Annotated in this window: 17 protein-coding genes, 1 pseudogene and 1 riboswitch; of the genes and pseudogenes, 15 read left to right on the top strand and 3 right to left on the bottom strand. The window is 35.7% G+C overall.

Going from position 1 to position 22760, the window contains the following annotated elements:
• The first annotated feature begins 34 nt into the window (after nucleotides 1-34).
• The 3 genes from Bccel_RS18135 to Bccel_RS18125 all read left to right on the top strand — a co-directional run bounded on the left by Bccel_RS18135 (nucleotide 35) and on the right by Bccel_RS18125 (nucleotide 5890).
• Nucleotides 35-1642 (top strand): putative polysaccharide biosynthesis protein, encoded by a 1608-nt coding sequence (locus Bccel_RS18135; protein ID WP_036936876.1) that lies wholly within the window; start codon nucleotides 35-37, stop codon nucleotides 1640-1642.
• A 158-nt stretch (nucleotides 1643-1800) separates the two neighbouring features.
• Nucleotides 1801-4497 carry a putative bifunctional diguanylate cyclase/phosphodiesterase gene (locus Bccel_RS18130; RefSeq protein WP_050753612.1) on the top strand — a complete coding sequence of 899 codons (2697 nt, stop codon included), beginning with the start codon at nucleotides 1801-1803 and terminating at the stop codon, nucleotides 4495-4497.
• An 82-nt stretch (nucleotides 4498-4579) separates the two neighbouring features.
• Nucleotides 4580-5890: an ABC transporter substrate-binding protein gene (locus Bccel_RS18125; protein ID WP_036936878.1), complete on the top strand. Its 1311-nt coding sequence runs from the start codon at nucleotides 4580-4582 to the stop codon at nucleotides 5888-5890.
• An 89-nt stretch (nucleotides 5891-5979) separates the two neighbouring features.
• On the opposite strand, the gene Bccel_RS18120 is transcribed toward Bccel_RS18125, so the two are convergent.
• Nucleotides 5980-7368 (bottom strand): peptidylprolyl isomerase, encoded by a 1389-nt coding sequence (locus Bccel_RS18120; RefSeq protein WP_036936880.1) that lies wholly within the window; start codon nucleotides 7366-7368, stop codon nucleotides 5980-5982.
• Nucleotides 7369-7571: 203 nt separating this feature from the next.
• Between Bccel_RS18120 and sfsA the strand changes: the two genes are divergently transcribed.
• The 7 genes and pseudogenes from sfsA to Bccel_RS18085 all read left to right on the top strand — a co-directional run bounded on the left by sfsA (nucleotide 7572) and on the right by Bccel_RS18085 (nucleotide 14178).
• Nucleotides 7572-8258, top strand: a complete 687-nt coding sequence (gene sfsA, locus Bccel_RS18115) for a DNA/RNA nuclease SfsA (protein WP_036936883.1) — start codon at nucleotides 7572-7574, stop codon at nucleotides 8256-8258.
• 74 nt (nucleotides 8259-8332) lie between these two features.
• Nucleotides 8333-8463, top strand: a riboswitch (FMN riboswitch).
• A 114-nt stretch (nucleotides 8464-8577) separates the two neighbouring features.
• A complete protein-coding gene (ribD, locus tag Bccel_RS18110) occupies nucleotides 8578-9720 on the top strand; it encodes a bifunctional diaminohydroxyphosphoribosylaminopyrimidine deaminase/5-amino-6-(5-phosphoribosylamino)uracil reductase RibD (protein ID WP_242853051.1) in 1143 nt (380 codons plus the stop codon).
• A complete protein-coding gene (ribE, locus tag Bccel_RS18105; RefSeq protein ID WP_036936886.1) occupies nucleotides 9701-10354 on the top strand; it encodes a riboflavin synthase in 654 nt (217 codons plus the stop codon). Before ribD ends, ribE begins: the two co-directional genes overlap by 20 nt.
• Nucleotides 10355-10392: 38 nt before the next feature.
• Nucleotides 10393-11588: pseudogene (locus Bccel_RS18100) on the top strand (bifunctional 3,4-dihydroxy-2-butanone-4-phosphate synthase/GTP cyclohydrolase II).
• Nucleotides 11589-11613: 25 nt separating this feature from the next.
• A complete protein-coding gene (gene ribH / locus Bccel_RS18095; RefSeq protein WP_036936892.1) occupies nucleotides 11614-12081 on the top strand; it encodes a 6,7-dimethyl-8-ribityllumazine synthase in 468 nt (155 codons plus the stop codon).
• A 259-nt stretch (nucleotides 12082-12340) separates the two neighbouring features.
• Nucleotides 12341-13678, top strand: a complete 1338-nt coding sequence (locus tag Bccel_RS18090; protein ID WP_036936897.1) for a hypothetical protein — start codon at nucleotides 12341-12343, stop codon at nucleotides 13676-13678.
• 14 nt (nucleotides 13679-13692) lie between these two features.
• Entirely contained in the window at nucleotides 13693-14178 is a 486-nt protein-coding gene (locus Bccel_RS18085) for a hypothetical protein (RefSeq protein WP_036936900.1), read from the top strand.
• Between the two features lie 166 nt (nucleotides 14179-14344).
• On the opposite strand, the gene Bccel_RS18080 is transcribed toward Bccel_RS18085, so the two are convergent.
• Entirely contained in the window at nucleotides 14345-14962 is a 618-nt protein-coding gene (locus Bccel_RS18080) for a PilZ domain-containing protein (RefSeq protein WP_036936903.1), read from the bottom strand.
• A gap of 432 nt (nucleotides 14963-15394) precedes the next feature.
• Here Bccel_RS18080 and gap point away from each other — a divergent pair, with 432 nt between their 5' ends.
• From gap to gpmI, 4 genes are all read left to right on the top strand, one after another.
• Nucleotides 15395-16402, top strand: coding sequence for a type I glyceraldehyde-3-phosphate dehydrogenase (gene gap, locus Bccel_RS18075; protein WP_036936905.1), 1008 nt, complete (start codon nucleotides 15395-15397; stop codon nucleotides 16400-16402).
• Between the two features lie 146 nt (nucleotides 16403-16548).
• Nucleotides 16549-17739 (top strand): phosphoglycerate kinase, encoded by a 1191-nt coding sequence (locus Bccel_RS18070; RefSeq protein ID WP_036937080.1) that lies wholly within the window; start codon nucleotides 16549-16551, stop codon nucleotides 17737-17739.
• Between the two features lie 13 nt (nucleotides 17740-17752).
• The gene (gene tpiA, locus Bccel_RS18065; RefSeq protein WP_036936908.1) at nucleotides 17753-18508 is read left to right on the top strand and encodes a triose-phosphate isomerase; all 756 of its coding nucleotides are present in this window, start codon (nucleotides 17753-17755) and stop codon (nucleotides 18506-18508) included.
• Nucleotides 18509-18641: 133 nt separating this feature from the next.
• Nucleotides 18642-20177, top strand: coding sequence for a 2,3-bisphosphoglycerate-independent phosphoglycerate mutase (gpmI, locus tag Bccel_RS18060; RefSeq protein ID WP_036937083.1), 1536 nt, complete (start codon nucleotides 18642-18644; stop codon nucleotides 20175-20177).
• Between the two features lie 94 nt (nucleotides 20178-20271).
• Here gpmI and Bccel_RS18055 read toward each other — a convergent pair whose 3' ends face one another.
• Entirely contained in the window at nucleotides 20272-20811 is a 540-nt protein-coding gene (locus tag Bccel_RS18055; protein WP_036936911.1) for a peroxiredoxin, read from the bottom strand.
• Nucleotides 20812-21125: 314 nt separating this feature from the next.
• Here Bccel_RS18055 and eno point away from each other — a divergent pair, with 314 nt between their 5' ends.
• Complete coding sequence (gene eno, locus Bccel_RS18050) at nucleotides 21126-22445, top strand: phosphopyruvate hydratase (protein WP_036936914.1); 1320 nt, start codon at nucleotides 21126-21128, stop codon at nucleotides 22443-22445.
• Nucleotides 22446-22760: the final 315 nt, after the last annotated feature.

Here is a 22760-nt window from a genome sequence, read left to right as displayed (position 1 = left end):
TATAGATAATATTAGGTATACAAAAGGGGATAGAATGAAGCAGCAGTCATTTGCAAAGGGTTTTGCAATACTATCGGCAGCAGGAATAATTACTAAAATACTTTCATTATTATATATACCGTTTCTGATTGCAATAATAGGGGATGAGGGCTATGGCATATATGGTGCGGCATATAATGTCTATGTATTTATATATGTTTTGGCTAATTCAGGAATGCCTGTAGCTATTTCCAAACTTGTCTCAGAGCTTACAGCAGTTGATAATCATAAAGATGCCATAAGAAGTTTTAAAATAGCCAGATTCATGATGTTGGTTGTGGGGCTTATTATGTCTGTTCTTACAATTGCGTTTGCACATTTTGTTGCTGATATTATGAATTTTAGGAGTGCTGCACTTTCAATAATGTGGCTTGCACCATCAATAATGATTACTGCAGTGTCATCTGCTTACAGGGGGTATTTTCAGGGTAGGGGCAATATGACGCCAACTGCGGTATCTCAAATAATTGAGCAAGTAATAAATGCAATATTTACTGTTATATTTGCAGCACTTTTCTTAAAGTACGGCTTGGAGTGGGCTTGTGCAGGAGGTACCATAGGTACTCTTTTAGGTGCACTTTGTGCTGCAATGTTCTTAGTTGGTTATCAAAAGAAAAAAGACAGATATAAGATACCTAGAGTTGAGATTGGTGTTAGTGTCAAAAGATTTAGATACAAGCAGTTGGTTAATAAAGTAGTCAATTATAGCCTTCCAATAACATTGTGTGTTGGTATGCAATATGCAGGCACCCTTGTTGATATTTGGAATACCAAGAGCAGGCTCCTTGATTCTGGATTTGCCGAAGCCAAAGCATCAGCGATGTTTGGTTTTCTTGTTAAGTACCAGCAGCTTTTAAATGCTCCAATAGCTATTACAGTGGCACTTGCCACGGCTTTACTTCCGGCGGTTTCCGCTGCTGTAGCACGTAGGAATAGTGTGGAAATAGAACAAAAAGTTAATTTTGCTTTCAGGTCATGCTTTCTTATAGCATTACCTTCTGCTGTGGGGTTCTCGGTATTGAGCCTTCCCATTTTCAGGCTTCTGCATTATGGCCAGGGTGAATACCTGATGAAGTATGGTTCTTTTATTTTGATTCTTATGGCAATTGTACAAATACAGACATCAATCCTGCAGGGAGCGGGAAAACTATATACAACTACTTTTTTTATGGTAATAGGTATTGTAGGAAAGGTTGTCACTAATTATTTTCTTATTGTTATTCCGGAAATTAATATTTTAGGTGCAATTATTGGATCCATGGTTGGATTTCTTATACCTATAATATTAAACGCAATATTAATGAAAAGGACATTGAATGCTGGATTTAAGGCCGGCATTATACTTAAGCCGGCGTTTTCATCTATAGTTATGGGTGTTATTGTATTTGTGTTCCACTATAGTTTGAGTTTCATATTATCATTCCTAGGCGAATCATATATTATTAATGCTATTTTGTTATTCCTTTCAATAATCATAGGCGGGGTAGTATATTTTGCAGTTCTTGCTTATATAAAAGGCCTTAACAAAGCCGATCTTGAGATTATTCCATATAAGATTAAAAGATTTTTACCAAAACAAATTTTATCCATGATAAAAGAATAAAAGATCAAGTGTTTAGATTCAAAAGAAGGATTAATATAATTTCATGTCGAATATATATTTTATGTAATTCTTATCTATAAAAACAACTATTTTTATTTAAATCTTTTAGTAAACCCCAATTGATAAAAATTAAATTTAAAAAAAAGAAGGTTGATATCTTGGGATTTCTTAACATATTATCCAATTTTAAAAAGGAATTTTATGCAATATCATTATTAACACTGCTTGCATTACTAGGTAAAATATTTGGAGTTAATCTAATATTTGATATCAAGTTGACGCTTAGCAGTGTGTTTCTTTTTATAATTCTAAGGCTGTTCGGCTTAAAATGGGCTTTAATATCTGCCGTTTTGGTTAATGGAATAGAATTTTCATTTGCTGAACAGATTACTGAACCTGTTTTGGCATTTATGGAGATTCTGGCGGTAGGGATTGTATTTAAGATCAAGAAAAAGAATATTATTCTCCTTGATACTTTTTACTGGGTCCTGGCGAGTGCTGCTGTTATAGGATACTCCATTTATTCATCCCATGGAGATGTGAAAATAGAAATAATTTCACCTCTTTTTATCTATCTTATGGTTGGAATATTCAATACAATGCTGGCTGATGTATTTTATACATATGTCCCACATGAAAGATATTATATGTTGGATGGCAATTATAGAAGGCCGCCTACTCTGATAGCCTTTATGGTGCATCTTTCAATAGCTGCAATCTTAGGGCCATTTATGATATATCTTGCCATTAGCAGTTGGAGCTTTGAGAGAAGCATTGAGAATGATGGAAGGGAAAAAAGCCAGGCAGTAGCACAGAATATCATAGAACAAACAAAGAATTGGAATAAAGAGAATATAAGAGATTTAAAACTTAAATCTGTATTGCAGCTTGGATACCTTTCTGAAATCGCACAAGCTGATACAAGAAATACTAATTTTAGAATAAGCGTTGCAGGTATAGAGTCAAAGACAGTAAACAGCAGCAAGGTTAAGCAGTATATTAACAATAGATATATAATGGGACAAAAGATAGACAGGGTAGCTTATGATAAAAACAATGAGTTTTATCTATGGATGCCTGAAAAAACAAATCTAAATTTTGGAGAGAGCAGATGGAGTAATACTTCGTTTGTACATGAAACGGATTTATTCGGTGCTGTTATAATCAAAGTAAGTCTGCCTATTGAGTTTTTCAGAAGCCAGATATTCAATAACTATATGATGCAGGCAAGAATACTTCTGCTTTTTACATTTCTAGTGGGAGTTTTCATAATTGTTATACACAGAGTAATACTAAGATTTTTATCCAAGCTGCTTCAGGTTAGTACAGGACTGCCGGAAAAACTCAGATCACATGAAGGCGTTTTGTGGCCTGGAAGCAATGTTTTTGAACTTAATGAATTAACAATCAATTTTATAGCCATGTCCAATGATTTAAGGAACCTAATTTCAGAGTATAAGTCTATGTATGACAAGCTTGAACAAAAAACAGCCCTGCTTTTGGAATCTGAACAGAAGCTTCATGAACTTGCTTATTATGATGTTCTAACTGGCTTACCTAACAGATTTAATTTTACCGACTATTTGAAAAATCTGCTGGATTCATTAAGTGAGCAGGGTAATACAGCATTATCATGCTCGGCTGCCGTATTGCTTATTGACTTGGACCGTTTTAAACAGGTTAACGACACATTAGGCCATCTTGCTGGGGATTTGCTTTTAAAGTCTGTTAGTGAAAGACTAAATGGTGTTCTTGAAAGATATCAGAGAAATAAAAGATTCACTGCAAGAATTGGCGGTGATGAGTTTGTGGTTATATTAAATGAAATTAATGATTTTGAAATTAGGCAGATAGCTGAATCTTTGATTAATGAGATAAAGAAGCCTGTTGATTTGGAAGGACAGGAAGTGTATATCGGTGCTAGTGTGGGAATAAGCCTCTTTCCGGATGACGGTAATAACATGGTCGATATTGTAAAGAATGCAGATTTGGCGATGTATGCTTCAAAGGAATCGGGAGGTAATATCTTCAAATTTTATTCAAATATAAGCAAGTTCAGCATACCGAATAAAATGAAGCTGGAACATGGAATGCATAAGGCACTTGAGAATAAAGAGTTTATGCTTTACTATCAGCCAAAGGTGTGTGCGAAAACAGGTGAGGTTTCAGGTGCTGAGGCATTAATACGCTGGAAACACCCTGAAGATGGTATGATTATGCCTGATCAGTTTATTAGTTTAGCTGAAGAATCAGGTCTTATAGTACCAATTGGAGAATGGGTTTTAAGAAAAGCATGTTCGCAGTTAAAGGAATGGAAGAGCAAAGGATATCCTTTAAGTCGTGTGTCTGTGAATTGCTCAATACTTCAATTCCAACAGGTTGAAATGCCGGATCTCATTAATAGAGTACTTCAAGAGACAGGAATAGGTCCTGAATGTCTGGAATTGGAGATAACGGAGAGCATGATTATGAAGGATTCTGAGAGAATTATCAGCCAACTCTTAAAAATCAGAGGTATTGGAGTAAATGTATCCATTGATGATTTTGGAAAGGGATATTCATCATTATCTGCACTCAAAGGTCTGCCGGTTACATGCTTGAAAATTGACAGGTCTTTTATAAATAACATTCCTGATGATAGGCATAATGTTGCAGTGGTTGAAGCTATAATCAAGCTGGCACATAATATTGGTCTGGGAGTTGTTGCTGAAGGTGTTGAAACACTTGATAATGTTAATGCTCTAAAGACTATGGAATGTGATGAGTTTCAGGGATATTACTTTGAGAAGCCTTTGCCTCACGACAAATTTGTCCAATTTCTTATGCAAACACATAAATGGGTTGAGTTAGTGTGAATCAAGGAAAATGTTTTGCAATAATTAAAAATGTAAAATGATTATTGCAAAACATTTAGGTAATGACAAAGGAGAAATAAAAATGAGCAGAATTTTCTGTAAAATTAGTATTTTGAGTTTATGTATATTATTGCTAACTTCCTGTAGCTACAAAAATACTGCCGGACCCAAATCAGGTGAAAATGGCAATTTAAATGTTGGAGAAGGTAATGACGTAGTTAAGTCATCAAAATCTAATAAATTGTCAATTTGGGGATATGATCCAGCATGGGTTAAGTTTAGGGCTGAGATGAAAAAAAAGTTTCCCAATCTTGAGCTGAAATTTATAGATCAAAATGTAGATATAACAAATGATTTTTTGGATAAAGCAGCAGCAGGGAATGCACCGGATGTGGTAATGTTAAAGGCAGAATACAGAAGTATTGGCAAACTCCATTATATGGATGTGTTTGACGATCTATTAAACCCACCCTATAATGCTAAAGAAATTATGGGGAAATTCAGTAAAACACAGTTGTGTTTTGCCTTATCACCCGATGGAAAAAAGCTCAATGCTATTCCTATGGCACAATATCCAAGTGTAGCATATTATCGAAAAGATATTCTTGAAAAGTATGGTTTTCCAAGTGATCCAGATGAACTGGGAAAATACATGGAAGATCCCGATAACTGGCTTAATATGGCTATGGAACTGAAGAAACATGACCATTGGATTGCACAATGGCTTACTGAACCGTCTGATATTTATTTTAGAAACAAAGGCTTTTATGACAACAACTTTAATTATATAAGGAAAGGCCCGGAAGTTGAAAGGATACTATATGCATCAAGGGTTATGAGGCAATTTGAACTGGCATCTAACATAGGCGTATGGGAGCCTTCCGGACAGGAAGCTATAAGCAGCGGTAAATTGGCCATGATATATATGGGAAGCTGGGGAGAGAAGAAGTTAAAGGAATGGGCCCCTAAATCAAAGGGTTTATGGAGAGTAACAAAGTTGCCTTTTGGAGCAAATGCCTTTGATGGGTTTCATGTGCTTGGGATACCAAAAGACAGTAAGAATAAAGAAGCAGCCTGGGAATTTATAAAAATGGTAATTGATAATGAAAATAAAGATATCAAGGAAGCATATGATAAGAAAAATGATTATCTAGGCGGACAATATTCTGAAAAACTTTACGCAGAATTAAGGAAAAGGCTTCCAACGGTTTATTTTACTCCTTTAGAAATAAAATTCGATGGGCTGTGGCAAACCGAACTTCAGAATTATTACGGATTTAACTACGAGCAATTGAATGATTCTGAAGCGGTAAAATTCATTGAAGGTAGATTTGATGAGACATTTAAAAGAGAACTGAATATACTTAAAAATTATGTAAAGAGCCAGAAATAAAATCAAAAAAGCATTTTTCAGTTGAATGTAACAATTATTGGAAAATGCTTTTTGATTTATTTAATATCTTCAAATACTTTAGTTATGCATTACTTCGACGTTATTTCTTTTTCCATTCTATCAGCATCCTCTTTCAAACCGAGATTTTTATACATTTGAAGTATAAGCTGTTTGAAATATATATTATCACTAGCCTTTTTTTCAGCTTCTTCCATAAGTTCCTTTGCATCATCAGTTTGTTGTTTTTTATAGAGTGCTTCTGCTTTATTGATGTAGTACTGCACATTTTCAGGTGTTCTATCCATACCTTCATCGTTCAAATCAATAACTTTATCCCAATCCCCTAAATTTTTATAGCATTCGGATGCTTTTTGAAGGAATGTCTCGAATTTTGTCTTCTTGAAAGCGGCTTCATAGCTTGCAGCTGCACCCTTCATATCATTGCTTTTAAATTGCCTGTATGCTTTGAAAGTAGGGTCGGTTATTTCTATTGTATATGATTTTTTTACTTCTTCAAGCCATATATTAAGCTTTTCTGACTCACCAAATTTCTGCATCAGCAGTATATTCTTATACTCATCTTTTGGGTGATATGAGGTTGTGATTTTTTCAAGATACACAATATCATACCCAGCCATATTTTTAACAGGTTGTATAAGAGTGCCGGGTGAAGAATTAAATACAGCATTATCAAACTCTTTGCTATAAATACCTCCTGATAAATTTTCCATAATTCCGCCTGAGGATTTTGATTCTTCATCTTCTGATTTTTCCTTTGCAAGAGCTGTAAAATCCTCTCCGTTTTTAAGCTTGCTGTAAATTTCATTTGCTAATTTTAAAGCTTCAGTTTCACCACGTTCTTTTGACGATATATGAATCCTTTTACCTGTAGCAAAAGTGGAATCCTGCTTGTGCTTTAAATATTTTTCTTCAAACTCTGAATCGGGTATGCTTATACCATATTTAACTGCAATACCTGAAAAGAATTTTAATCTCTTTAAGTAGAATTCTGTATTTTTAAAGACTTCTTCTTCCGATTTAAAGCCCTTGCCTTCCATATAAGCCTTAACTCCACCCTGGGAAGCATACGCCAATTCTATATACTTTTTTATATAATCATCAACTTCGGTTTTTGTTACTTTTACATCGGCCTTGGTATTTACATAATCCTCAATGACTAGTCTTTTAATTATTTCATCCAGAAGCATGTCATTTCTTTCTTCATCGGTTTTATAGAGCATTTCCGCATTTCTGCTCCATTTTTCAAAAAATTTATTTCTCTCTTCTGTAAAAATATCTGCACTTATATATTTGCCGTTAATTTTTAAAGCTTGATAGCCAAATGCTTCTGTATCCTCTTTTTTAGTACCTACCTCTGATTTATTATTTGAAGATGAAAAATAAATTGCAGCACCGATAGAGCATAATACAATAATGGCTAAAGCTGTAATAAGTATGCTTGTCTTCTTTCTACTCATCCCAAAATTCCTCCTGTTTGTTTATAAGGGCATAATACTATACTATTATATTTTACAACATGTTTCAATAAGGGCATTTCAAAAAATACATTATTCAAGTATTTTTTGTATAATATCATAATTAAGCTTTTTGCTTTTATTGAATTAAATTTCCAAAAGAGGGGTATATAATAGTTAAAATAATTATGCGTGAGGAGAGGATAATGAAATATACAAAAGTAATAAAAGGGATATTTTTAGAAAGACCCAATAGATTTATTGCAAAGGTCATTATAAATGGCAACGAAGAAACAGTTCATGTAAAAAATACCGGAAGATGCAGGGAAATATTGAGACCAGGCACAGAGGTTATTTTGGAAGAGACTGATAATAAAAATAGAAAAACCAAATATTCTTTAATAGGGGCATATAAGGGCAATGTACTTATCAATATAGATTCCCAGATACCCAATATGGTTATTAGCGAAGCAATAAGAAACAAAGAGATATATGAGTTTCAAAATATAACATTTTTAAAAAGAGAAGTAACATTTAAAAACTCAAGATTTGATATCTATTGTGAGGGGAATAGCCGGAAAATGTTTATTGAAGTAAAAGGAGTTACACTTGAGAAGGACAAAACGGCAATGTTTCCTGATGCTCCCACACAGAGAGGTTTAAAGCATGTAAAGGAATTAATGGAAGCTGTAAAAATGGGATTTGAAGGTTTTGTTATATTCCTGATACAGATGAAAGGGGTTACTTGTTTTACCCCAAATTATGAAATGGATATTAAGTTTTCGGAAGGATTAAAAAAAGCATCAAAAAATGGAGTAAAAATACTTGCCTTTGATTCTATTGTTGAGGAAGATGGAATAATATTGGGTGAGAGTATAAATGTAAGGTTTTAGAAACAATAGTTGTAAATTTGAAAAATACTTGACTAAAGTTAACGGGTATGGTAAAAAGTATATTAACAAGTAAAATAGGTCTTCAGGGATAGGTGTAATTCCTTACCGGCGGTAGGCAGCAAAGCTGTGAGCCCGCGAGCTTTTATAGAGCAGATCCGGTCAAAGTCCGGAGCCGACAGTAAAGTCTGGATGGAAGAAGATGTTAATGTGTATTTATAATTCCCTGAAGATGTTATTTTCAGGGAATTTTTGTCTGTGTATGGGAATTATATATAGAAAATATAGTTATAATTTATTTAAAGCAGGTGGTTTTATTAAAATGGTGACTAACTTGGTTATGCATGAAAAGTTTATGATGAAAGCAATGGAGCTAGCAAAAGGAGGAGAGGGAAGGACCAATCCCAATCCTCTTGTGGGTGCTGTAGTCGTTATGGATGGAGTAATTGTTGCAGAAGGTTTTCATGAGATGCTAGGATGTGCTCATGCTGAAGCAGCCGCAATAAAAAACGCAAAGAGTGATATTAGAGGCGGCACCATGTATGTTAACCTCGAGCCATGCTCCCATTATGGCAGGACACCTCCATGTGCCGATGCAATTGTACAGGCAGGAATAAAGGAAGTTGTTGTGGCAATGGAGGACCCTAATCCCAAGGTTTCTGGTAGGGGAATCGGCATTTTGAGGGATGCAGGTATAAATGTTATAACCGGTGTACTGGAAAATGAGGCTAAAAAGCTAAATGAGATTTTTATAAAATATATTTCAAAAAAGCAGCCTTTTGTAATAATGAAAACTGCTATGACATTAGATGGCAAAATTGCTGCAGCAACAGGAGATTCCAAATGGATTACAGGAGAAAAATCCAGGCAGCATGTTCATTCCATAAGAAACAGGGTTGCTGGCATAATGGTAGGTATCAATACTGTTCTTAAAGATGATCCTTCACTGACTACAAGGCTTGAAGGTAAGATGGGAATAGACTCTGTGAGAATAATTGTTGACAGCAGCGGACGTATTCCACTAGAAGCCAAGGTATTTAATATCCAATCGGATAAAGGTGTGATTTTGGCAACTACATCTAAAATATCTAAAGACAAGGAAGCTTTATTATTAAATAAAGGAGTAACAATAGTAAAGGCTGATGCGGTAGAAAATGGCACTATAACAGGTGTAGATCTAGCAAAGCTTATGGATGAGCTCTATAAACTGGAAATTGACAGTGTACTGTTGGAAGGCGGAGGGACTCTTAATGCGTCTGCACTGCAGTATGGAATTGTAGATAAGGTGATGAGCTTTGTTTCTCCAAAGATAGTTGGAGGTGTAGGTGCACCCACTCCGGTGGAAGGCAGAGGTGCCGAGCTAATGAAGGATGCCATATTCCTTAAGGATGTTTCTATTGAAAGATTTGATGATGATATACTTATAGAAGGGTATGTGAATAATTATGTTTACCGGAATTGTTGAGGAACTGGGAAAAGTTAAAAGCATATCATATGGAAGTAAATCGATTAAACTTATAATAAATTGCAATAAGGTTATTGAGGGAACCAGGGTTGGTGACAGTATTGCTGTAAATGGAGTCTGCCTTACTGTTACAGATATGGGAAATGAATTTTTTATTGCCGATGTAATGCCGGAAACCCTTAGAAAAACAAGCCTTAATGACTTGGCTGTATCGTCTTTTGTTAATCTGGAAAGGGCACTTAAGTTATCGGATAGATTAGGCGGACACCTTGTCAGCGGGCATATAGATGGTACAGGTATTATATCTGAAAAGGAAGAAGAAGATAATGCAGCATGGTATTCAATAAAAGCAGATGAGGAAATACTAAAGTATATTATATTAAAGGGTTCGGTTGCAATTGACGGAACAAGTCTTACTGTTGCTTATGTTGATGATGGCATATTCAAAGTATCATTAATACCTCATACCCGTGAGGTTACTATCCTGGGTACTAAAAAAGCAGGAGATACTGTGAATATAGAGGTGGATCAAATTGCAAAGTATGTTGAAAAGCTGACTTTGTTTAATAATAAAGATCAAGATAATAAAAGCAGATTATCCATGGATTTTCTAAGAGATAACGGTTTTTTATAATGTCGAAAATCACTTCGTGATTTAGGGGAGGAAGTAATATGAAGTTTAATACAATTGAAGAGGCGATAGAGGAAATTAAAAAAGGAAATATGGTAGTAGTAGTTGATGACGAAGATCGGGAGAATGAGGGAGATCTTGTCATGGCAGCAGAGAAGGTTACGCCTCAATGTATAACCTTTATGGCTACATATGGTAGGGGTATGATTTGCGTGCCTTTAGAAGAAGCCCGTGTCAATGAGCTTGATTTGCATCTTATGGTCGATAAAAACAATGAAAATATGGGGACGGCATTTACCGTTACAGTCGACCATAGTTCATCCACTACCGGTATATCGGCATTTGAAAGGGCTAAAACCGTAAAGGAATTAACAAACTTAAGTGCTGTAAAGGAAGACTTTGTAAGGCCGGGACATATTTTTCCCCTGGTTGCCAGAAATGGAGGGGTACTAAAGCGTGCAGGGCATACTGAGGCATCTGTAGATCTGGCCAGATTGGCAGGTTTGTATCCTGCAGGGCTCATATGTGAGGTAATGAATGATGACGGTACCATGGCAAGAGTTCCGCAGTTAATGGAATATGTGAAGCATCACGGTTTGAAAATAATTACTATAGCTCAGTTGATTGAATATAGGAGAAGTAATGAAAAGCTCATAAGAAAAGCTGCTGATGCAAAAATGCCTACGGTACATGGTGAGTTTAGAATAGTAGCCTTTGAAAATTCCATAAACAAAGAGCATCATGTAGCACTGGTCAAAGGTGATGTGACAACAGACGAACCTGTATTGGTCAGAGTACATTCCGAATGTCTTACGGGAGATGCTTTTCACTCGTTAAGATGTGACTGTGGTGAACAACTGAATGCGGCATTAAAGAAGATAGCTGATGAAGGCAGGGGAATACTGTTATATATGAGGCAGGAAGGCAGAGGAATAGGTCTTGTTAACAAGATCAGAGCTTATGAGCTTCAGGATCAGGGTAAGGATACTGTGGAGGCCAATGTTTTGTTGGGCTTCCCCCCGATTTAAGGGATTATGGAATAGGTGCACAAATACTTTGTGACCTTGGTGTTAAAAAAATCAAGCTTCTAACCAATAACCCCAAAAAGCTTGTAGGTCTTAAAGGATATGGGCTTGAGGTAGTTGAGAGGATACCATTGCAGATAGAGGGAAATGAAGTTAATAGCTTCTATCTTAAAACAAAAAAGGAAAAGATGGGACATTTATTTGATGTCTAGGATTATTATTAAGGAGGAATATATAATGGCAATAAAAACTAATGCAGGCAACTTAATAGCTAAGGATTTGAAGTTCGGTATTGTAATAGGAAGGTTTAATGATTTTATCGGAAGTAAGCTTCTTGGCGGTTGTATTGACGGTATTGTAAGACATGGAGGCTTAGAGGATAATATAGAGATTTCATGGGTTCCTGGTGCTTTTGAAATACCGTTGGCAGCACAAAAAATGGCTAATTCCAAAAGGTTTGATGCTATAATCTGTCTTGGTGCAGTAATAAGAGGATCAACTCCTCATTTTGATTATGTTTCAAATGAAGTGTCAAAGGGTATAGCCAAGGTATCATTAGATACGGGAATTCCAGTAATCTTTGGAGTTCTGACAACGGATACCATAGAGCAGGCTATTGAAAGAGCAGGGACAAAAGCGGGAAACAAGGGCTATGATGCAGCTGTAACAGCTATTGAAATGGCCAATTTGTTGAAGGTTATTTAATGGCAGTCGGCTAAAAGGGTAATTTGTAGTTTTGAGATTTTTATGGTATGGATAATTATGGTGTCTATATAAGAAATTATTTAGGCATCATTTTTTTTTGCAAGCACCATTTTGGTATAAAATTTTGGGTGTACTAGTGGATAATCTAGACAAAAAAATATGTGTATGATACCATTGTATCATTAAAATTCATTAGTAAGATAATAGATGCATTTGTCTGTTTATTATTTATTTATAAAGCTCATAGGGGGCTTGAGTTATGGCTTTTAAGGTTACTATTGATGGTGGTATGATTTTGGAAAAATGCATAGAATCTGTATCTTGCATTGCTAATCCTCCATCAGATGATATTTTCACTACCAGAACTAAGTGTAAAAATACGATGACAATTATGGGAAGGATAGGTACTGATGAGCAAACTATAGGGCTTTATCAGTGGGCACTAATCCCTCCGAAAAACATTGATGGATATAAAAAAGTTGTAATGGAGGAGATTAAAGAAGATAAACTTGTAAGAAAAGTTTGTTTTCAAAAAGCATTTGTTGTTGGATACTCTGAGACTTTTACTAATTCCAATGGCGTTGGATATTTTTCAATTGATCTAAATGAGTTTATTGGATCAGATATAGAATGTTCAAGTATGACCGATGTAACAGCGGCAGGTAATAGTTCAAACTCAGGTTCAAGCGGGTCTTCTCAAAAATCAGAGTCTATAGATGATAGTGCTTCGGAAGGGGAAATCTCATCACAACAAACACCTGCCCCACAAAACCTTCCCAAAAGTAATACGACACACCCACCGATATTCAAGGGCAGTGAAACAGCAAGTAAAGATGCTGGCAAGGCCAAATTAACTAATCTCGGAGTATCAACAAGTGGTAAAAAGCTTGAAGGAAAGAATCTTGCTATAAATGAAAAGTTTCGTGGAGATCAATTTAAAGTACAGGACAGCTTTGATGCATCAATTGATAAAGCAAGGCATGATCAATTGACTTCAGCAAATTGCAGGACAACATGTGCACTAAATGAAAACTTGGATGGACATTTAAGCAATAATGATAGTATAAAGCTAGATGATAATGATAAAAATTGCTTAAAGGAATTAGCTAATTATCGTCAAAATCTTAGTCCGGTAAAAGAGGACACAATTATGCAAAAAGTTATTGACGAAGATCAATTGAATGCTTATTTGGATAAGGATAACCCTAAGAGAGTAATGTCGGGTTGTGCTTCAAAAGCTTCTGATGTAGCACCTTTTACAAACAATGTTGGGGAAGCATATGATAATTTGCGTTTGGATTATAAGGGGAATAAATTTAAAGAAAAGGCAGAAAATGGGGGGTCTACGTATGTCATGAGATGCACAAGCAATTATTGCCCGAATAATAGTGAGCATCCTGTGATAAATGCATATACACAACCACCATGTACCGGAACCGGTTTTCTTGGAAGTGAAAAACATTTACTGCCGGAATATACATATGGTCGCGGGCAAGCAATAAATGATGGAGCAATATTTAAGGTTGATAAGGATGGAAATGAATCATTGCATGCAGTATGGAATAAAATTGATAAACGTTACGAAACAGTTGATTGATAGGAGAGAACATTATGTTTATAATTTATAAAAATAATTTATATCATGTTTTAGATGAAAAATCGCACCTTGTTATTATTACAAGGCAGAAATCAAAAGCGGATGAGGATTTTTTATCAACAAAGGAGTCATTTTATAAGGAAATTTCAAAAGATGATAAATATATTCAGGATGTTTATACGGTGCAATTTTTCTTAAAATGGGATAGTCATTTGGATGGTGTTGATAAAACTTGGGAAATTCTAACTGAACATGAATACCTGAAAGAAAACCAGGTATTATTAAAGTTTGTCAATGGTATATTACCGGGGTGGGAAGTAGAAGAGCAAGCAGTATGTTCAAAATATGTCGATATTGATGAATGTGAAGATTTTTTGGTGGTATACACATATACGGTTAAGGATGGAGATGTATTAAAAATACCAATGGTATTGGAACAAAAAGTATCAAGGGAAGATTTTCAAAAGTTAGTGCTAAAGTATCAAATAAAAAACATTTAATTCTAATCGGTTTTTATATAAATTCTAAAAAATAACTCCCCCATCCATTCTAAAGAGAGGGGGAGCTATTACTAAAGCAAAATTGCTAATACAAAAAACTACCCCCGGCTGTTTTTAGGAGGTAGTTTAATATATGCAATAAAACACAACTATTCAACTATTTTCTTTAATTCGGTTCCTTCATTTTCTTGATAAAATCTTCCTGCTCCTGCTTTAAGATAAGTATAAGCTTCTTCAAAAGCTTTGGAGTGTTTACATCTGTATAAATAATCTTTAAACCATATTCATAATTATTGGTGTCTTTAGATTTTCTTATTACGGTTGCTTTAAGATGAAGCTTAATATCAAGATGAAGCTCAAACTTCAATTCCTGATATAAGGGAAAATCAAACTTGGTGTTAATCATAAGACCGTTAATGCTTATATTTTTAACCAGGACAAGATTCCTTTTTTGGGACTCCCCAATCCTTACATCTGCGTAAAAGGAAACGGGGAATCTTTCATAAAGCCTCTTATTGGTGATAGTCTCATAATTGTCTATCTTTAAAGAAAGTTTATTATTATCCTTATCGATATCTAAAAGGTTACAGCTTCCCATATAAACTTCATTATCAAGTTCGCATCCCAAAACTACTGGATCGCCGGGAGAACAGTTAAGAAGTGCGACTTCTTCAAACAGTTTTACAGAAAGTATATCGTCAATGGTATCAAGTACAATGCTTTTATAAAGCTTGGTACCGGAACAGTGACGTATGGATACAATTTCACCGGCTTTTATATTCATTAAAATCCCTCCGTATGAATAGAAATCATCAATATGTATAGTAATATGTATAGTATATCATAATACTGCATGAGCAGCATAGGTTGCAAAAGTTTGAAAACAAGCAAAACAAGTATTCATAACTTATTAGAATTTGGGTATTATATTGTTATTCTACTTTAATGGTTAAATATCCTTCAAAATTATTATCCGAAGGATAACAAATTTTTAATAATTTATTTATGTGTGGGAAAAGATTGTTAAAAATTTAATAAAATTGCCCAATTTCTATTGAAAAATGAAATAAAATAATATAGAATAACATTGGCAAAAAATAAAAAAGCCATAAAGTGGGGATTAGTGCTTTAGCTACATAATAGCTGCACGATAGTGATGGAAATATGTTTCACTATTATAACAAATTAACTAATAACATATAGGAGGATGATTTTGATGGCTGTAAAAATAGGTATTAATGGTTTTGGACGTATAGGACGTCTTGTTTTCAGAGCTGCAATTGCAAATCCAAACGTAGAAGTAACTGGTATTAACGACCCATTCATCGATCTTGAGTACATGAAATATATGTTGAGGTACGACACAGTTCATGGAAAATTCGAAGGTGAAATTTCTTCAGAAGATGGTAAGTTAGTAGTAAACGGAAAGAAAATAGCTGTATTTGCTTCCAAGGATCCTGCAGAAATTGCATGGTCAAGCTGTGGAGCTGATTATGTAGTTGAGTCAACAGGTGTATTCACAACTACTGAAAAGGCTTCAGCTCACTTCAAAGGCGGAGCAAAGAAAGTTGTAATCAGTGCTCCTTCAGCAGATGCTCCAATGTTCGTTATGGGCGTTAACAATGACAAGTACACTAAAGATATGAAAGTTGTTTCAAATGCTTCATGTACTACAAACTGCTTGGCTCCTTTAGCAAAAGTTATCAACGACAATTTCGGTATAGTTGAAGGCTTAATGACTACAGTTCATGCTGTAACTGCTACTCAGAAGACTGTTGACGGTCCTTCAATGAAAGACTGGAGAGGCGGACGTGGTGCAGGTTTCAACATAATTCCTTCATCCACAGGTGCTGCTAAAGCAGTTGGTAAGGTTATTCCTGAATTAAACGGAAAACTTACTGGTATGGCATTCAGAGTTCCAACAGCTGACGTTTCAGTTGTTGACCTTACAGTAAGACTTGAAAAAGCTGCATCATACGATGATATAAAGGCTGCTGTTAAGAAAGCATCAGAAAATGAATTAAAGGGTATACTTGGATACACTGAAGATGAAGTTGTTTCATCAGACTTCATTCATGATTCACGTACTTCAATATTTGATGCAAAAGCAGGTATCGCATTAAATGGAAACTTTGTTAAGCTCGTATCATGGTATGACAACGAGTGGGGTTATTCAAACAAGGTAGTAGACCTCATCGTTCACATGGCAAAGGTTGATGCTTAATTATCCATAAGTAAATAAATTACTAATTGATAAGTCCATCCTTCAACCCGACCAACAGGGAGTGGTTTTGGGATGGGCTTTTTAAATATTTTAAGTTTATTTAAACTATTAATTTGTTACTATTTTTAGAGAAAGGAATGAATAAAATGAGCTATAATAAAAAGTCAATTGAAGATATTGACGTAAAGGGTAAAAAAGTTATTGTAAGGGTTGATTTTAACGTTCCATTGGATGCAAACAAGAACATTACAGATGACAAGAGAATAGTCGGTGCTCTTCCTACTATTAAATATCTTGTTGATAAAGGTGCAAAAACCATTCTGGTATCACACCTTGGAAGACCAAAGAATGGTTTTGAAGACAAGTTCAGCATGAAGCCTACAGCTGTAAGACTTAGTGAGCTATTGGGTAAACCAGTTGTTATGGCATCAGATGTTATAGGAGAAGATGCAAAGGCTAAAGCTGCTGCATTAAAAGATGGCGAAGTTCTTATGCTTGAAAATGTAAGATTCCATAAGGAAGAAGAAAAGAATGATCCTGCATTTGCAAAAGAACTTTCAACATTAGCTGAAATATATGTTAATGATGCTTTCGGTACAGCACACAGAGCACATGCATCAACTGCAGGCTTGGCAGACTACCTCCCAGCAGTTTGCGGATATCTGATTCAGAAAGAAATTGATATAATGGGTAAAGCACTTTCAAATCCTGCAAGACCTTTTGTTGCTATATTGGGAGGAGCAAAGGTTTCGGATAAGATAGCTGTTATTGAAAACCTTATTGACAAGGTTGATACACTCATTATCGGCGGAGGTATGGCTTATACATTTATTAAAGCTCAGGGCAACAATGTTGGAAAATCAATCTGTGAAGTTGATAAACTTGATCTTGCAAAGAGCCTGTTGGAAAAAGCTGAGAAGAAGGGTGTAAAGCTTTTACTTCCAGTTGACAATAAAGTAGGTAAAGAGTTTAACAACGATACAGAATCAAGTATAGTCTGCTCTACACAAATTCCAGATGATACAATGGGACTTGATATAGGACCAAAGTCAATAGAGCTTTTCTCTAATGTTTTAAAGGATGCAAAGACAGTTGTATGGAATGGACCAATGGGTGTATTTGAATTCACTAACTTTGCAATCGGTACTAAGGAAATTGCAAAAGCTGTTGCCGAGTCCGGAGCTATATCCATCGTAGGTGGAGGAGACTCTGCTGCTGCGGTAGAACAGCTTGGATACGCTGAAAAGATTACTCATATTTCTACAGGCGGAGGAGCTTCATTAGAGTTCCTAGAAGGAAAAGTATTGCCTGGTATAGATGTATTATTGGATAAATAAGGAGAGATGAAAAATGGCTAGAGTAATAATGGCTGCAGGAAACTGGAAGATGAATAAAACTCCAAATGAAGCTGCAGAATTTGTTGGTGCATTAAAGGCAAAAGTTGAAGGAGCTTATTCCGAAGTTGTAGTAGGAGTTCCATTTGTTGCTTTATCAGACGTAAAGAAGGCAGCAGCAGGATCAAACATTAAAGTAGCTGCTCAGAACATGCATTGGGAAGAAAAGGGTGCATTTACAGGCGAAGTATCAGGCCAAATGCTTGCAGAAATGGGAATTGAATATGTTATAATCGGTCATTCAGAAAGAAGACAATACTTTGCTGAAACTGATGAAACAGTGAATAAAAAAGTACATTCAGCATTCAAATATGGTTTGACTCCAATAGTTTGCTGCGGAGAATCCTTGGCTCAGAGAGAGCAGGGAGTTACAGCAGACCTCGTTAGATTCCAGGTTAAAATAGCACTTTTAGGCCTTTCAGCAGATCAGGTTAAAAAGACTGTTATAGCTTATGAACCTATCTGGGCTATCGGAACCGGTAAAACTGCAACAAATGAGCAGGCTGAAGAGGTTTGTGCCATAATAAGAGAATGCGTTAAAGAAGTATATGGCAGCGAAGTTGCAGACGCTACACGTGTTCTTTACGGAGGAAGTGTTACTGCTGCAAGTGCACATGATCTTTTCAACATGCCGAATATTGACGGTGGTCTTGTTGGCGGAGCAAGCCTTAAGCTTGATGATTTCGAAAAGATCGTTAAGTATAACGGCTAATTTATAGCGAAATAAAACAACCTTCTTCTTTTTGTATTATAGTGTTATCAGGTTAGTAACACTTTTAATATAGAAGGGGTTGTTTTTGTTATATAAATGTGAAATTGGAAAATATGAATGGAGTGTTTTTAATATGAAGGATAAACTGGTTGCGTTAATTATTTTGGACGGCTTCGGCATAAATCCAAAGGAAGATGGAAATGCCATAAAGGCTGCAAATACGCCCAATATTGACAGATACCTTAAGGAGTATACCAATTCCACAGTAAAGTGCAGTGGTATGGATGTCGGGCTTCCTGCAGGCCAGATGGGTAATTCCGAGGTGGGGCATACCAATATTGGTGCCGGAAGAATAGTATATCAGGAACTTACAAGGATCACAAAATCCATTGAAGACGGGGACTTTTACGACAAAAAGGAATTCCTCGATGCAATAGAAAACTGTAAAAAGAATAACACAAAGCTTCATTTGTTTGGGCTCTTGTCAGATGGCGGAGTTCACAGCCATAATACCCATCTCTACGCATTGATTGAGTTGGCAAAAAGGCAGGGACTTAAGGATGTTTATGTTCATTGCTTTTTTGACGGCAGAGATGTACCACCCGACAGTTCAAAGGCCTTTGTGGAAGAACTTGAAGCCAAGCTAAAAGAAATTGGTACAGGTAAGATAGCATCTGTTATGGGACGTTATTATGCTATGGACAGAGATAACAGATGGGATAGAGTACAAATGGCATATGATGTTATGACATCAGGAAAAGGACTTACAGCGTCAAGTGCTGGTGAGGCTGTACAAACATCATATGATAAAGGTGAGTTTGATGAATTCGTAAAACCTACTTCTATTTTAGAAGGAGGCAAACCTGTTGCCCTTATAGAAAAGAATGACTCTGTTATATTCTTCAATTTCAGGCCTGACAGGGCAAGAGAAATTACAAGAACCTTTACTGATGTTGAGTTTAAAGGTTTTGAAAGAGAAAAAGGTTATTTTCCGGTATTCTTTGTCTGCATGACCCAGTATGACAAAACAATAGAAAATGCTGTTGTAGCGTTTAAGCCGGAGTCACTTGCAAATACCTTTGGCGAATACATAAGCACGCTTGGTTACAAGCAGCTTAGAATTGCAGAAACAGAAAAATATGCCCATGTTACATTCTTCTTTAACGGCGGTGTTGAGAAAGTTTACCCAGGCGAGGACAGAGCTCTTATTCCATCTCCCAAGGTTGCTACTTACGATTTAAAGCCTGAGATGAGTGCATACGAGGTTACTGAAGAGGCAGTAAAAAGAATCAATTCGAAGGAATATGATGTTATTATATTGAATTTTGCAAACCCTGATATGGTTGGTCATACAGGTGTAATGGAAGCTGCAAAAGCTGCTGTTGAGGCGGTTGATGTATGTATTGGCAAGGTTGTGGATGCTATACAGGCTCAGGGAGGTGTAGCTCTTATAACTGCAGACCATGGTAATTCAGAGCAGATGATTGACTATGATACAGGTGGGCCGTTTACTGCACATACCACAAATGAAGTTCCTTTAATAGGTATTGGTTTGGGTAATGCAAAGCTTAAGGCTGGAAGACTTTCGGACCTTACTCCTACAATGCTTGATATAATGGGAGTCGAAAAACCGAAAGAAATGACAGGAAGTTCTTTGGTTGTGAAGTAGATCAAACTTATAAAAAATTCCTCCCAGGAATCCTATATATAAAAAGGAAGAAACTCTTGGGGGAATTTTATAATTTAGTAGATAATGGTGGTGTTTATTCAAGAAGTTTATCTCCAGGATGCCAGTCAATGGGGCAGAGGCCTCCAGTTTGAAGTGCTTGTAAAACCCTAAGTGTTTCGTCTACACTTCTTCCTATATTCAAATCATGAACAACAGAATATTTTATTACACCATCCGGATCGATGATGAACAGGCCTCTTAAGGCAATTCCTGCTTCCTCTATAAGAACACCGTATTTTTGTGATACTTCCTTGGTAATATCCGAAGCGATTGGGAAATTAATCTTTCCAAGGCCGCCGCTTTCAATAGGAGCGTGAATCCATGCTTTATGTGAGAATTTGCTGTCTACACTGACCCCAAGAACCTGAGCACCGGCCTTTTCAAATTCTTCTATTCTTCTGCTCATGGCAGTTATTTCAGTGGGACAAACAAAAGTGAAATCCAATGGATAAAAGAACAATACCAGCCATTTTCCTTTATAATCATTTAATGAAATGTTTAAGAACTCTTCACCATTTCCATCTACACATTCCATATTAAAATCAGGTGCTTTAACTCCAACAATCCGACTCATCTTAAGTACCTCCTTATTTTATTAATAATAAAAGTGTTAATAATTTTAACAATCATAACTTTAATATTCATAGATATTTTTCAATTATAATGATGTATTTATACCATTTTATTTTAATCTCAAACAACAAAGTTGGGCTTACCTTATAATAAATTTGACATATTTCAATTTATATTTACATAAAATTAAAAAATATAATAAACAATAAAGGCGGTTAAAAAATTAACAAGCATTTTACAAAATAATATTTACAATTGTCAAGACTTAAGTTATTCTATTAATGTTATATTTTAAGAATGGAAGGAGATTAAGTAATGAAACAATATCTAGAAATTGAAAGTGTATATGCTAGAGAAATACTTGACTCAAGAGGTAATCCTACAGTTGAGGTTGAAGTTATAGCGGAAGGCGGTTTCTTAGGAAGAGCTGCAGTTCCTTCAGGTGCTTCAACAGGTGCTTTTGAAGCTATAGAATTAAGAGATGGTGACAAGAGCAGATATTTAGGAAAAGGTGTTCAGAATGCAGTTGATAATGTTAACAATACTATCGCACCAGAAATAGAAGGCATGAATGTATTTGATCAGGTAGCAATAGATACTGCTATGATTGCTCTGGACGGAACTCCTAACAAAGAAAAATTAGGAGCAAATGCTATTCTTGGCGTATCTATGGCTGTTGCTAAAGCTGCTGCTGAAGCTCTTGGATTAAGCCTTTACCAGTATATTGGCGGTGTAAATGGAAAGGTTCTTCCTGTTCCAATGATGAACATAATCAATGGTGGAAAGCATGCTGATAACAGCGTTAACATCCAGGAATTTATGATAATGCCTGTTGGTGCTCAAAGCTTCAAACATGCTCTGCAAATGTGTGCAGAAGTATTCCACAATTTGAAGAAGGTATTAAGCAGCAAAGGATACAGCACTGCAGTTGGTGATGAAGGCGGTTTCGCACCTAACCTCAAGACTGACGAAGAAGCTATCCAGGTTATATTAGAAGCTGTTGAAAAAGCAGGGTACAAGCCTGGTGCTGACTTCAGAATTGCTATAGATGCAGCTGCTACTGAAATGTATGAAGAAGCTAAGAAAAAGGGTCAGGAAGGAAGTTACTATTTCTGGAAAGCTGACATAATGAAGACTAAGGAAGAGATGGTTGCTTTCTGGTGTGATTTGGCAAACAAATATCCAATTATTTCATTGGAAGATGGCGTTTCAGAAGAAGACTGGGATGGATGGAAGATGCTTACAGAAGCAATCGGTTCCAAAATCCAGTTAGTAGGGGACGATCTTTTTGTTACAAATACTGAGAGATTAAAGAGAGGAATTGACCTCGGAGTGGCTAATTCCATACTTATAAAAGTTAACCAGATCGGTACGCTTACGGAGACTCTTGATGCTATTCAAATGGCAAACAGAGCAGGATATACAGCTGTTGTATCACATAGATCAGGTGAAACTGAAGATGCTACAATATCTGATATAGCTGTTGCTTTAAATGCTGGTCAGATTAAAACAGGAGCTCCTTCAAGAACTGACCGTGTTGCAAAATACAACCAGTTATTAAGGATCGAAGAAGAACTTGGCGGAGTAAGCCAGTATCCTGGACTTGATGCATGGTTCAACCTTAAGAATAAATAATTTTTTCATATAAAAACGGAGCATATCCAAAAGGATATGCTCCGTTTTTATATGTCTAGAAAATCATTATTTGATTACTAAAGATATTTATTACTGCGTATTTATGTAAGCATTTAAATATTTCAATATTGAGATATTTACATATAGGAAAAAGTATGGTAGAATAAATTTGTTCGTTTATAAATAAAAATAATTTAGCTTTAAAAAGCTATGCATATGTTCGTTTTATTAACCATTCTTACGAGGTTTACCATTCAATACAATATTATTATGAAGTATCTATAATTTCTCACAATTGCCGTTTTACAGATGTTT

This window comes from Pseudobacteroides cellulosolvens ATCC 35603 = DSM 2933, from assembly GCF_001262605.1.
Lineage (GTDB): Bacteria > Bacillota > Clostridia > Acetivibrionales > DSM-2933 > Pseudobacteroides > Pseudobacteroides cellulosolvens.
The sequence above is the reverse complement of the archived record's forward strand: the minus strand, read 5'-3'. Positions and strand labels throughout refer to the sequence as shown.